This is a genomic window from Nonomuraea fastidiosa (assembly GCF_042751225.1).
Taxonomy (GTDB): Bacteria; Actinomycetota; Actinomycetes; order Streptosporangiales; family Streptosporangiaceae; genus Nonomuraea; species Nonomuraea fastidiosa.
In genome coordinates, this window is record NZ_CP170570.1 from 2474034 (window position 1) to 2486656 (window position 12623).

The following is a 12623-nucleotide window of genomic DNA, read 5'->3' on the forward strand; positions in this document are numbered from 1 at the left end:
CTCATCCTTGGGTCACCGTGTGACAAAACGTCAGAACGTGAGTAAGGGAGCGGGCGATCGGCAGGCGGAGGCCGTACCGACGATAAGGACGAAAGCGGGCAGGTCACCGCAAGTCCGCTGAGTCACCCCCAGGTGTGCAAGCACGTACGCGGCCAACCTAGACTGAGGCATGTGCTGAAGGGCGACGGCCGGCTCGGCCATGACCTGGACCCTAACGACCGCGCACCTAAAGACGCCTGTGGCGTCTTCGGCGTCTGGGCTCCGGGCGAGGAAGTTTCCAAACTCACCTACTACGGGCTGTACGCGTTGCAGCACCGCGGGCAGGAGTCCGCGGGCATCGCGGTCAGCGAGGGCAGCCGCATTCTCGTCTATAAGGACATGGGCCTGGTCGCCCAGGTCTTCGACGAGTCGGTGCTCAGCACCCTGCGCGGCCACCTGGCCATCGGACACTGCCGTTACTCCACGACCGGCTCGAGCGTGTGGGAGAACGCACAGCCCACGCTGAGCTCCACCGAAGTGGGCGGACTGGCGCTGGCCCACAACGGCAACCTCATCAACACCCCCGAGCTGGCGCAGCGCCTCGCGCCCGGCTCCATCCGCGCCACCACCGACACCGAGGTCCTGACGTCGCTGCTCGCGCAGGACCGCAGCAGGTCCGTCGAGGACGCCGCCGCCGAGCTGCTTCCGCAGGTCAAGGGCGCGTACTCGCTGGTCTTCATGGACGAGCGCACGCTGTATGCGGCCCGCGACCCGCAGGGCATCCGCCCGATGGTGCTCGGCCGCCTTGAGCGCGGCTGGGTGGTGGCCTCCGAGACTGCGGCGCTCGACATCGTGGGCGCCACGTTCATCCGCGAGATCGAGCCCGGCGAGCTGCTGACGATCGACGAGCGCGGCGTCAGGTCCCGCCGCTTCGCGCTCGCCGACCCCAAGGGCTGCCTGTTCGAGTACGTCTATCTCGCGCGCCCCGACACCACGATCGCCGGTCGCGGCGTGCAGACCACCCGCGTCGAGGTGGGCCGCATCCTGGCCAGGGAGCACCCGGTGGAGGCCGACCTGGTCATCCCCACGCCGGAGTCGGGCACGCCGGCCGCGGTCGGCTACGCCCAGGAGAGCGGCATCCCGTACGGCCAGGGCCTGGTGAAGAACTCGTACGTGGGCCGCACGTTCATCCAGCCGTCGCAGACCATCCGCCAGCTCGGCATCAGGCTCAAGCTCAACCCGCTGCGCGAGGTCGTGGAGGGCAAGCGGCTGATCGTCGTGGACGACTCGATCGTGCGCGGCAACACGCAGCGGGCCATCGTGAAGATGCTGCGCGAGGCGGGGGCGCGCGAGGTGCACGTCCGCATCTCCTCGCCGCCGGTGGCCTGGCCGTGCTTCTACGGCATCGACTTCGCCACCAGGGCCGAGCTGATCGCGGGTTCGCTGACGGTGGAGGAGATCAGGGCCTCGCTGGGCGCCGACTCGCTCGGCTACATCTCGCTTGAGGGTCTGACCAGGGCCACGACGCTTCCCGCCGACCGGCTGTGCCGGGCCTGTTTCACGGGCGAGTACCCGATCCCGATCGACCAGGACAACGTGGGCAAGTTCGTGTTGGAGAGCAAGGCGTGAGCACGTACGAGGCGGCCGGCGTCGACATCGAGGCCGGCGAGCGGGCCGTCGAGCTGATGAAGGACAAGGTGGCGCGCTCGCGGCGGCCGGAGGTCGTGGACGACGCGAGCGGCTTCGCCGGTCTGTTCGACGCCTCCGCCCTGCTGCGCTACAAGCGCCCGCTGCTCGCCACGTCCACCGACGGCGTCGGCACCAAGGTGATGATCGCCCAGCGGTACGGCAAGCACGACACGATCGGCATCGACCTGGTCGGCATGGTCCTCGACGACCTGGTGGTGTGCGGGGCCGAGCCGCTGTTCATGACCGACTACATCGCCTGCGGCAAGGTGGTGCCCGAGCGCGTCGCCGAGATCGTGGGCGGCGTCGCGGAGGGCTGCCGGCTGGCCGGGGCGGCGCTGGTGGGCGGCGAGACCGCCGAGCACCCCGGCGCGATGGGCCCCGACGAGTACGACCTGGCGGGCGCCGGTACCGGCGTCGTCGAGGCCGACAAGATGCTCGGGCCCAACCGGGTCGCGGCGGGCGACGTGGTGCTGGGCCTCGCGTCGTCCGGTATCCACTCCAACGGCTACTCGCTCGTACGCCACGTGCTGCGCGAGGCGGACCTGTCGCTCGATGCCGTGCTGCCCGACCTGGGCCGGCCGCTGGGCGAGGAGCTGCTGGAGCCCACCCGCATCTACGCGCTCGACTGCCTGGAGCTGGCCAGGCAGGTGGAGGTGCACGCGTACGCCCACATCACCGGCGGCGGCATCGAGGCCAACCTGTCGCGCTCGCTGCCCGCGCACCTCGACGCGGTGCTCGACCGCTCGTCGTGGACGCCTCCGGCGATCTTCGGCGTGCTCGCGGGCCACGGGCGCATCGCGCAGCCGGACATGGACAAGACGTTCAACCTCGGTGTCGGCATGGCCGCCGTGCTGCCGGCCGGCGCGGCGGACACCGCGATCAGGCTGCTGGCCGAGCGCGGGCTGGACGCCTGGGTGCTGGGCGAGGTCGTCCCTGGCGAGGGCCGGGCCCGCTACCGCTGACCGTCCAAAGCCCGCCACGCACAGATGGCCCGGCCGTGAGAACGGCCGGGCCATTGTTCGTTCGGGCCCGCTGGAAAATGTGACGAGAGCCCCACGGCAGCCCGTGGGGCCCGAAGCGTGAGCGAGGATCCGGCGCGTCCGCAGGGGACCCGCGCCGGGCCCTCGTCACATCAACCGGTCACATCAACCGGTCACATCGACCAGAAGAACGGCTATCGGCGGCCGGACCTGCGGCCGTCGTCGTCGTCACCGGCGGCATAGTCATCGGCGTAATCGGCATAGCGATCCGCCAGCTCATCGGTGAGGTCGTCGGCGTCGTTGTTGCGGCTGGAGTCTCCGACCCCGAGTTCGTCGCGAAGACGGTCAAGATCCGTGCCACCGCTGTTGTACTTCAGCTGGCGAGCAACCTTGACCTGCTTGGCCTTTGCTCGGCCGCGCCCCATTGGCTCGACCCCCTCGTGTGGGGTCGTCCCCGACCCCTCGTCGCTAACGCACCACACACTGACGCCGCCTGACTTCGGGCGTCAGCCTATCGTTCGCCTATTACCGTACCTGTTTTGTGCCCAGCTCGGTACGCCGTATGGGCGCGGGGCGTCAGTGGCCCAGCCAAATGGACCGAATACGCCCGACTTCCGACATTCTGCGCTCGGCCAGCCTATCCGCTGCGACGGCGGGAGGAACGCCCTCGTCGGCCGCGATCGAGAAGATCTTCAGAGTCGTGTCGTAGATCTGGGCGGCCTTCGACCTGGCGCGCTCCATGTCGAAGCCGCCGATCTCGTCGGCGACCTGGATCACGCCGCCGGAGTTGACGACGTAGTCGGGCGCGTACAGGATGCCGCGCTCGGCGAGCTGCTTCTCGACGCCGGGGTGGGCGAGCTGGTTGTTGGCCGCGCCGCAGACGATCTTGGCGCGCAGCTTCGCCACCGAGTCGTCATCGAGCACGCCGCCCAGCGCGCAGGGCGCGAACACGTCGATGTCGGAGGTCATGAGCGCGCTCGCGTCCTCGACCACGTCGACCTCGGGGTGACGCTGGCGCACCCGCTCGATCGCCTTGGGCGAGACGTCGCAGATCACGACCTCGGCGCCGTCCTCGCGCAGCAGATCGACCAGGCGGTGGCCGACCTTGCCGACGCCCTCGACGCCGACCCGCTTGCCGTGCAGCGACGGCGTGCCGAAGACCCGCTCGGCGGAGGCGCGCATGCCCTGGAACACGCCGAAGGCGGTGAGGATCGACGAGTCGCCCGCGCCGCCGTTGGCGACCGTGCGGCCGGTGACGTACCGGCACTCGCGGGCCACGATGTCCATGTCCTCGCTGTAGGTGCCCACGTCGCAGGCGGTGATGTAGCGCCCGCCGAGCGACTGGACGAACCTGCCGTACGCGCGCAGCAGCGCCTCGCTCTTGTCGCGGGACGGGTCGCCGATGATGACGGCCTTGCCGCCGCCCAGGTCGAGGCCGGCCAGCGCGTTCTTGTAGGCCATGCCCTTGGCGAGGTTGAGCACGTCGGCCAGGGCCTCCTGCTCGCCGGCGTACGGGTAGAACCGCGTGCCGCCGAGTGCCGGGCCCAGGGCCGTGTTGTAGATGGCGATGATGGCACGAAGGCCGCTCTGCTCGTCGGCGCAGAAGACGACCTGCTCATGTACGTCCTTGTGGGACGCTCCGAAGACGTCGGTCACGGTAGTGACTCCCTGTCCGGTCCACCGCTCCTTTGCGGCGGAGATAACCTCACAGCGTAGTAAGACACACGACGATGCACGCGAGTTCGCTTCATGACACGATGCCTCCGTGCTGCCCTATGCCGCCTACCTCCGTGTCTATGAGCCACTGACCGCGTTCGCCGAGTCCGAGCGCAAGGTGTGGGCCGAATATGCCGAGTCACGTGACCGCCCGCGACGCGCGAACGCGCTCAATGCGGAGCATGGCGAGTCGCTCATGCGTCTGCTCGGCACGCCCCCTCAACCAGTTCCCGCCCAGGAGAGCCCCAACGCCTATCTCCGGCGCGTTGAGGACCGTCTCTATGTCTGCCCCTGGCAGACGCGCCTGCGGTCGTGGCTGGCCTTCTCACGGCTTCGTGGCACCACTCCCACGAAAATCATGGACCATCTGGTGCCCAAGGCGATCGCCGACCAGGTGGCCGACGACTTCGACCGGTACAAGAGACAGGCCGGCTCGGCCGCGTTGCGGACCCACATCCGCACCACGGCGTGGCACGTGCCGCCGTCGTGGTTCGTGCCGTTTGATGGGAACGAGCGCTGGCTGGTGCTCGGCTCCGCCAACCCGGGACAGGACGTGACGACCACGACCGGCCGCAACCTCATTTACGTCACGTCCATGGCCCAGGCCCGGAGGCGGACCGCCCGCGCGCTCAACGTGCTGCGCCGCCACCTGGGCGACGCGGCGGCCAATCTGGAGGTCGAGGACGTCGCCAGGTGGCTGGAGGAGTTCCATCCGCACTCGCTGGTGGAGCTCGACTACGGCGGGCTGGTCCACCTGATGGACGACGACGCCCTGCAGGCCGACCAGTCGGTTGCGGAGCTTTCTGCCGCTTTGACGGGCCTGGACACGGGTCAAGAAGAACTTGCCTATGCCATGTACCAGAGGGTCATCCTGCGGTGGAAGTCAATGCAACTGCTGGAATCTGCCAACTGAGCCCCAATACGGCCGTCTGACCTGCATGAGTAGGTCACGTCTCGCGGCTGCTCTCTTCTGCGAACTGAGTAGTTTGCCGTTTTCACTGCGATACCACGAACCGTGTCGCTAGAATCACCGAGCGTGACATGGCCACGGGGGCGGGCAGCTGGGTCAAAGAAGGGCTCGCCAATCGCTCTGAGTGGCGGTATGGTCACATCGGGTGATGCCGCATATGGCTCAGAAAAGCCGCACGCTCTGTGCCATAGGGGGACATCCGTGACACGCGCAAAGGCAGTCACAGGATCGCAAGCCGGTCCACACGGAGGAGAGGCCGCACAAATGTCAGCTCGTACACCCGAGGCCGAGCCACTGCTCACGCCCGCTGAGGTCGCGACCATGTTCAGGGTCGACCCCAAGACCGTTACGCGGTGGGCCAAGGCGGGCAAGTTGACGTCGATTCGTACCCTCGGCGGTCATCGGCGTTACCGGGAGACCGAGGTTCGGGCGCTGCTCGCGGGCATCCCGCAGCAGCGTTCCGAGTAGCGGGAAGGTCGTCACGGACCTCAGGGGGGTTTGAAGGGGTGGACCGGGTCGCCTTTCTGGCCGGGTCCACCACTGTGACGACGAGACATCGGATGGAAGTTGGCGCCGCCCGCCCGGCGCCACTCTTCCGTGTCGTCCGTTGCGTCTCTTCCGTGTCGTCCGTTGCGTCGTTCACCGTGCCGTCCGCTGGCGTCGTCCGCTGCGTCGTCCGCTGGTGTCGTCCGCTGCGTCGTCCGCGGTGTCGTCCGCGCCCCTGTGCCGTCACGCCGGCCGTTCGAGTAGACCGGCGACGTCGCCGTCATGTGACGCGGCGACGCGAAGCAGCGCGACCATCTGGTCGACCAGCAGCTTCTCCAGGGTCGGCCGGTCGATGTCGCGATGCTCGAGCCAGTCGAGCCCGGCGGTCTCGACGGAGGCGATCCACGACCTCAGCGTCGTGCGCAGCACCGGGCTGGGCTCCTCGACGCCCATCTGCTTCTGGATGAGGAGGAAGAGCCGCCGGCGCACGCCGTCGACGATCTCGCCCACCTCGCCCGTCCTGTTGGCCGGGCCGCCGCGCAGCAGCGCCGCGAAGCCCGCCGCGTGCTCCTCGACGAAGTCGAAATAGCGCTTGAGCCCGGAGGTCAGCTCATCGAGCGGCCTGCCGCCCTCCTGCGGCCGAAGCCGGGACTCCAGCTGCTCCGCCGCGCTTCTCAGTGCGGCCACGTAGAGCTCCTGCTTGCCACCGAAGTAGTGGTAGACCAGGGCCCGCGAAGCCCCCGCCTTCGAGGCGACGTCATCGATCGACACGTCTTCCGCGTCACGGGTGGAGAACAACTCCAGCGCCGCCGCCATCAGCTCTTCCCTGCGGCGGTCCACACTGAGCCTGCGCCGAGCCGGTCGCGCCGTCTCGGCTGACTTCCCGGGTGTCACATCTGCACAGTATCCGACCGGTCAGGGCTGTCTTCCCCCATGGCGGGCGCCGGAACGCGGGCCGCCGGGCGACTCGATTACGGCAATCCGTGACGCAAGCCGTACCCTGCGGTCAACTCGATCGTTTGGTCAGACAGGTGCCCATATCCGCATCGCGGGGAGACACATGTCAGGACCGCCCGTCAACACTTCCACCGTCACTGAGCTAAGAGAGGTAGACGCGCTGCCTCGGCCCAGACCGACCATCCGTAATGTCGCTGAACGAGCCGGCGTGTCCAAATCGCTGGTCTCACTCGTGCTGCGCGGCTCCCCGCACGTGAGCGAGCACCGCCGCCAGGCCGTGCTACAGGCGGCCCGCGAGCTCGGCTACCGGCCCAACGCGGTCGCGCGGAGCCTGGTCGAAGGACGTACACATCTGGTGGGCGCGCTCGTCGCCGACCTGCACAACCCGTTCTACGCGGAGTTCCTCGACGGCCTGCAGGAAAGCCTGCACGGCGACGGGCTGCGCATGCTGATCGGAAACAGCCAATGGGACCCCGCGTTCGAGGACGAGGCCGTCGAGGCCTTCCTGGAGCTCCGGGTCGACGGGCTGGTCCTGCTCGGCATCGCCCCGACCAGCGAGACGCTGATCGAGGCCACCTCCTACACCCCCACCGTGGTCGTGGGAGAGCGCGACATCCAGCTCGACGGCGTCGACATCGTGGTCGACGACGACCAGCACGGCGCCCGGCTGGCCATCGACCACCTGGTCGAGCTGGGCCACAAGCGCATCGCGCACATCGAAGGCCGGCGGGCGTCGCGCTGCGAGGGCTACCTCGTGGCGATGCGCAGGCACTCGCTGGCGCCGTACATCATGGTCGAGGCCGCGGAGTCCACGGAGGACGGCGGCAGGGACGCGGCGGTGGCGCTGCTCACCCGCGACCCCAGGCCCACGGCGATCTTCGCCGCCAACGACACGGTCGCGCTCGGCGTGCTCTCCGCCGCGAGAGAGCTGGGCCTGCGCGTCCCCGAGGACCTCTCCGTCGTCGGCTACGACAACACCCACCTGTCGGCGTCCCGGCACATCTCGCTCACCTCGGTCGACCAGCCTCGCCGCACCATGGGCAGGTCGGCGGCCGCGCTGCTGAGCGACAGGATCGGCGACCCCGGCAAGGGCTCACGCCTGCGGGAGGTGCACCCCGAGCTGATCGTCCGGCGGACCACGGGACCCGCCTGAGAGCCTCAAAACCGGGTCAAGCCGTGTGGCGTTGCCGCCACACGGCGGTTTACTCGGCAGGGTCATGCTAGGAGTGGCCGGATCCGATCCGGCCACGGTCTGATCCGGGGGAACAGCTATGCGTGATCCGGAACTGGTGTCCTGCGCCCAGCGCGCCGCGGCTGAGCTCGAACGCGCCTGGGGGCAGTGGCGCGCGGGCAGAGGACGGGGCACCGACGGCGCCGCCGAGTCGGTCGCCAGCTACGTCGCCCACTCGCTCGACCATCCGTGGGGCCGTCCCCGCGTCGTCCTCGGCCTCGACGCCGAGGACGCGCGGGAGCTGGCCGCCCTGCTCGAACGTCAGGAGGCCGGGGAACGCGTCTGGTGAGGACGTACGGCGTGCGACGCTCGCAAGCGGCACGCCACGCTAGGCATTTGTCGAGATCGAGTGCGTAGATTGCCGTAAGTTGGACGGCATGCGTGCTCTACCAGCCACAGTCCTCGCCGTCTGCGGCCTGATCGCCTCCGCGTGTGGCGGCACCGGCACCGGTGACGCCGCGGCAGGTCAGGCCGCCCCAGCGACCGCGGCGGGGCAGGCGGCGGCCACAGCGCCCACCAAGGAAGGGCCCGCCAAGGAAGGGCCCGCCAAGGAAGGGCCCGCACAGGAAGCACCTGCGAAAGAGGCGCCCGCGAAGGACGCGCCGCCCAAGGCCAAGCCGCTCGAGGGCAAGGTCGTCGTCATCGACCCCGGCCACAACGGCGGCAACTGGCGCGCACCCAAGGCCATCAACCGCAAGGTCAACGTGCTGACCCAGATGAAGGCCTGCGACACCACCGGCACGTCCACCAACGACGGCTACAGCGAGGCCGCCTTCACCTGGGACGTCTCCAAGCGCCTCACCAAGATCCTGGAGAGCCGCGGCGCGACGGTGAAGCTGACCAGGAGCGGCAACGACGGCGTGGGGCCGTGCATCACCGAGCGGGCCGCGATCGGCAACAAGGCCAAGGCCGACGCCGCGATCTCCGTGCACGCCGACGGCTCCGCACCGGCCAACCGCGGCTTCCACGTCATCATGCCGAAGAAGATCAACGGGCCGGTCGACAAGGTCGTCGGCGCCTCCAGCAGGCTGGGCGTGGCCGTGCGCGACGCCTTCCGCAAGGGCACGGGGCTGCCGTACTCGACCTACATCGGGCGCAAGGCCCTCGACTACCGCAGCGACCTGGGCGGGCTCAACCTGTCGACGGTGCCGAAGATCTTCGTGGAGTGCGGGAACATGCGCAACGCCACCGAGGCCGCCAAGTTCCGCGACCCGAAGTTCCGGCAGAAGATCGCTGTGGCGCTGGCCAACGGATTGCAGCACTATCTGCAAGCATGATTCCTCGCCCAGAGCTGCTTCGTGACCTTTCCTCCTCCTTCGAGCTGACGCCGTCGCCCACGGTCTCCGGCGACTTCATCGCCTCCGTACGCGCGGCGCTGGCCGGGCTGGACCCGCTGCCCGGCGACAACGGCGAGATCGACGTGCGCCGCGACCCGGCGCTGAGCGAGGAGGCGTACCGGCTGACGGTCGGCTCGCGGGGCGTGGAGATCGTCGCGGGCGGCCCCGCGGGCGCGTTCTACGCCGCGCAGTCGCTGCGCCAGCTCCTGCCGCCGGCCTCCTACCGGTTCTCGTCCGGCGCCGCCTGGCCGGTGCGCGGGGTGCGGATCGAGGACGCGCCCCGCTTCGCCTGGCGGGGCCTGCACTTCGACGTGGCCCGCCACTTCTTCCCCAAGCGCGAGGTGCTGCGGCTGATCGACCTCATGGCGGTGCACAAGCTCAACCGGCTGCACCTGCACCTGGCCGACGACCAGGGGTGGCGGGTGGAGAGCCGGGCCTACCCGCTGCTGCACGAGGTCGCCTCGCACCGGCCGCGCACGGCTATCAACCACCACCGCGAGCCGGACGCGTACGACGAGGTGCCGCACGGCGGCTACTACACCCTCGACGACCTGGCCGAGATGGCCGCCTACGCGCGCTCGCGGCACGTGACGATCGTGCCGGAGATCGACGTGCCCGGCCACGCGTCGGCGATCCTGGCCGCCTACCCGGAGTTCGGGGCCACCGGCGAGCGGCACGACGTGCTGGACCGGTGGGGCATCTCCCCCGCCATCCTGTCGCCGCTGCCGAAGACCGTGGAGTTCCTGACCACGATCTTCGACGAGCTGCTCGGCGCGCTGGGCGAGACCCCCTACGTGCACATCGGCGGCGACGAAGTGGTGCTGGACCGGTGGGCGGCGTCGCCGGAGATCACCGCGTACCGGGAGTCGCTCGGGCTCGGCTCCGTGGCGGAGCTGCAGGCGCACTTCCTACGCCGGCTGGCCGACGTGCTGGCCGAGCGGGGCGCGCGGGCCGTGGTGTGGGACGAGGCGTTCGTCAGCGGCGAGCTGCGCAAGGACACGATCGTCATGCCGTGGCGGGGCATGAACGTGGGCCGCAGGGCCGCCGCGGCCGGTCACGACGTGGTGGCAACGCCGGTGTTCCCGCTCTACTTCGACTACGCCGAGGCCGGCTCGCCCGACGAGCCGATGGCGATCGGCGACGCGATCACCGTGGCGGACGTGGCGGCGTTCGAGCCCGCGCCTGCGGACTGGAGCGAGGAGGAGCGGGCGCGGGTCATCGGCGTGCAGGCCCAGCTCTGGACCGAGCGGGTGCCCGACCCGAGGACGGCCGACTACCGCATGTGGCCGCGCGCCTGCGCGCTCGCGGAGGTGGCCTGGGCGGGACGGGCCCGCGACGACTTCGACGGCCGGCTGGCCGGGCACCTGGCGCGGCTGGACGCGCTCGGCGTGGAGTACCGGCCGGCGGCCGGGCCGCGCCCGTGGCAGCGCCGCCGTCCGCACCGGCCGAGCGCCGTGCGGGTCACCGAGGTGATGGCCCGCATCGACGCCATGACGCACGACGCCGCATCCACCAGGCCCAGTATTTGAGCGCCGCATCTGATCTAGAACGAGAACGCGGGGCGGTCGTTGAGTATGCGCTGCCACAGCAGGTGGTGCTGCCAGCGGCCGTCGATCTCCAGATAGTCGGGCGCGGTGCCGTACGGCTCGAAGCCGCTCTTGCGCAGCACGCTCTGCGAGGCGGCGTTGTCGAGCAGCGTGCCCGCCGCGACGCGGTGCAGGCCGATCTCCTCGTCGGCCAGCCGGCACACCTCGCGTACGGCGGCCGTGGCGATGCCGCGGCCGTTGTACGCGGCATCGACCCAGTAGCCGAGGTCGGCGCTGAGCCAGGGGCCGCGCACGATGTTGCTCAGCGTCATGCGGCCGACCACGCGCTCGCCGTCGAGCAGCAGCCAGGGCACCGCCTGGCCCCTCTCGCACGCCTGGAGCTGGCCCTTGAGCCCCTCGGCCTGCGCTTTGAGGGTGTAGAACGCCTCGGAGCGGCGCGGCTCCCAGCGCTTGAGGTGGTCGCGGTTGCGGGTGTAGGCGTCGAGCAGCGCCTCGGCGTCCCGCTCGGTCGCCAGGCGCATGACCACGCCGCCGGGAAGGGTCACGGGTCGGATCACTCGCCCCACCTTAGAGGAGCCGCCGCTCTAGCGGAGACCCGATCACTTTCGAGGGGACGCCGGCCACTTTGGACGCCGGTCACTTTGGACGCCTGCCACTTTGAGGGGACGCCGGTCACGCCGTACGGCCGATGGCCTCCGTGATCGAGGTGAGCCCGTGGCGGCGGACCCGGCGCAGCAGCCGCCGGTGGATGTGGGAGGCCCACAGCGGGCCGCCGTAGATCCAGCCCGTGTACGCCTGGACGAGCGTCGCGCCCGCGAGGATGCGCTCCCAGACGTCGTCGACGTCCTCGACGCCGCCGACCGAGATCAGCGTGATCCGGTCGCCGACCTTGGCGCGCAGCCGCCGCAGCACCTCGAGCGAGCGCTCCTTGAGCGGGCGGCCGGACAGCCCGCCGCGCTCGCCGTCGTGCTTGATCGTGGTGTTGGTGGCGATGATGCCGTCGAGCCCGAGCTCCATGGCCAGCTCGGCGACCGCGTCGACGTCCTCGTCGGCCAGGTCGGGCGCGATCTTGACGAGCAGCGGCGTACGGCGCGGCGTCGAGTCGCAGACCTCCTTGACCGCGGTGAGCAACGGCCGCAGGAGGGAGACCGCCTGGAGGTCGCGCAGCCCGGGCGTGTTGGGCGAGCTGACGTTCACCACCAGGTAGTCGGCGAGCGGGGCCAGCTCCTTGGCGCTCGCGACGTAGTCGGCGGCGGCGCCCGACTCCGGGATCACCTTGGTCTTGCCGATGTTGACCCCGACCACGACAGGGACGCCGCGCGGGCGGCGCAGCCTGCGGGCCGCGGCGTGGGCGCCCGCGTTGTTGAAGCCCATCCGGTTGATCAGCGCCCGCTCGCGGAAGCGGCGGAACAGGCGGGGCCGCGGGTTGCCCGGCTGGCCGTGCGCGGTGACGGTGCCCACCTCGACGTGGCTGAAGCCGAGCGCGGCGATGGCCTCGGCGCACACGGCGTCCTTGTCGAAACCGGCGGCGAGACCCAGCGGCCCGGGGAAGTGCACGCCGAACGCGCTCACGCGCAGGGCCGGGTCGTGCGGCGCGTACGCCCGGTGCAGCAGCCGCTTCAGCAGCGGCAGCCGGGCGAGGAGCGCGAGTGCGCTCACGGTGAGTCGGTGCACGGCCTCGGCGTCGAAACGCCGCAAGACCTGCGTGAACACGAGGCGATACATCACGCG

At 70.1% G+C, this 12623-nt stretch carries 13 protein-coding genes; 8 read left to right on the forward strand and 5 right to left on the reverse strand.

What is annotated here, in order from left to right:
- The first annotated feature begins 171 nt into the window (after nucleotides 1–171).
- Together purF and purM are read left to right on the forward strand one after the other, a co-directional pair.
- The gene (purF, locus tag ACFMQL_RS11150) at nucleotides 172–1608 is read left to right on the forward strand and encodes an amidophosphoribosyltransferase (RefSeq protein ID WP_364063368.1); all 1437 of its coding nucleotides are present in this window, start codon (nucleotides 172–174) and stop codon (nucleotides 1606–1608) included.
- Nucleotides 1605–2630, forward strand: a complete 1026-nt coding sequence (gene purM / locus ACFMQL_RS11155) for a phosphoribosylformylglycinamidine cyclo-ligase (RefSeq protein WP_378785535.1) — start codon at nucleotides 1605–1607, stop codon at nucleotides 2628–2630. Before purF ends, purM begins: the two co-directional genes overlap by 4 nt.
- Before the next feature lie 212 nt (nucleotides 2631–2842).
- Here purM and ACFMQL_RS11160 read toward each other — a convergent pair whose 3' ends face one another.
- Nucleotides 2843–3073: a DUF3073 domain-containing protein gene (locus ACFMQL_RS11160; protein WP_364063374.1), complete on the reverse strand. Its 231-nt coding sequence runs from the start codon at nucleotides 3071–3073 to the stop codon at nucleotides 2843–2845.
- Nucleotides 3074–3224: 151 nt separating this feature from the next.
- Entirely contained in the window at nucleotides 3225–4304 is a 1080-nt protein-coding gene (locus tag ACFMQL_RS11165; RefSeq protein WP_364063377.1) for a Glu/Leu/Phe/Val dehydrogenase dimerization domain-containing protein, read from the reverse strand.
- A gap of 109 nt (nucleotides 4305–4413) precedes the next feature.
- On the opposite strand from ACFMQL_RS11165, the gene ACFMQL_RS11170 reads away from it, so the two are divergent.
- Nucleotides 4414–5277, forward strand: coding sequence for a hypothetical protein (locus ACFMQL_RS11170; RefSeq protein WP_364063380.1), 864 nt, complete (start codon nucleotides 4414–4416; stop codon nucleotides 5275–5277).
- Nucleotides 5278–5598: 321 nt separating this feature from the next.
- Nucleotides 5599–5802, forward strand: a complete 204-nt coding sequence (bldC, locus tag ACFMQL_RS11175) for a developmental transcriptional regulator BldC (protein ID WP_013133571.1) — start codon at nucleotides 5599–5601, stop codon at nucleotides 5800–5802.
- A gap of 261 nt (nucleotides 5803–6063) precedes the next feature.
- Here the strand turns inward: bldC and ACFMQL_RS11180 are convergent, their stop codons facing one another.
- The gene (locus ACFMQL_RS11180) at nucleotides 6064–6660 is read right to left on the reverse strand and encodes a TetR/AcrR family transcriptional regulator (RefSeq protein ID WP_378785538.1); all 597 of its coding nucleotides are present in this window, start codon (nucleotides 6658–6660) and stop codon (nucleotides 6064–6066) included.
- Nucleotides 6661–6880: 220 nt separating this feature from the next.
- Here ACFMQL_RS11180 and ACFMQL_RS11185 point away from each other — a divergent pair, with 220 nt between their 5' ends.
- From ACFMQL_RS11185 to ACFMQL_RS11200, 4 genes are all read left to right on the forward strand, one after another.
- Entirely contained in the window at nucleotides 6881–7930 is a 1050-nt protein-coding gene (locus ACFMQL_RS11185) for a LacI family DNA-binding transcriptional regulator (RefSeq protein ID WP_364063385.1), read from the forward strand.
- A 118-nt stretch (nucleotides 7931–8048) separates the two neighbouring features.
- Nucleotides 8049–8297, forward strand: a complete 249-nt coding sequence (locus tag ACFMQL_RS11190) for a hypothetical protein (protein WP_364063388.1) — start codon at nucleotides 8049–8051, stop codon at nucleotides 8295–8297.
- A gap of 88 nt (nucleotides 8298–8385) precedes the next feature.
- Entirely contained in the window at nucleotides 8386–9285 is a 900-nt protein-coding gene (locus ACFMQL_RS11195) for an N-acetylmuramoyl-L-alanine amidase (protein WP_364063391.1), read from the forward strand.
- Entirely contained in the window at nucleotides 9282–10874 is a 1593-nt protein-coding gene (locus tag ACFMQL_RS11200) for a beta-N-acetylhexosaminidase (protein ID WP_378785542.1), read from the forward strand. The genes ACFMQL_RS11195 and ACFMQL_RS11200 overlap by 4 nt, the downstream gene beginning before the upstream one ends.
- 14 nt (nucleotides 10875–10888) lie before the next feature.
- Here ACFMQL_RS11200 and ACFMQL_RS11205 read toward each other — a convergent pair whose 3' ends face one another.
- Both ACFMQL_RS11205 and ACFMQL_RS11210 read right to left on the reverse strand, forming a co-directional pair.
- Nucleotides 10889–11449: a GNAT family N-acetyltransferase gene (locus ACFMQL_RS11205; protein ID WP_364063396.1), complete on the reverse strand. Its 561-nt coding sequence runs from the start codon at nucleotides 11447–11449 to the stop codon at nucleotides 10889–10891.
- Between the two features lie 115 nt (nucleotides 11450–11564).
- Nucleotides 11565–12617 carry a quinone-dependent dihydroorotate dehydrogenase gene (locus tag ACFMQL_RS11210; protein WP_378785544.1) on the reverse strand — a complete coding sequence of 351 codons (1053 nt, stop codon included), beginning with the start codon at nucleotides 12615–12617 and terminating at the stop codon, nucleotides 11565–11567.
- Between the last annotated feature and the right edge of the window lie 6 nt (nucleotides 12618–12623).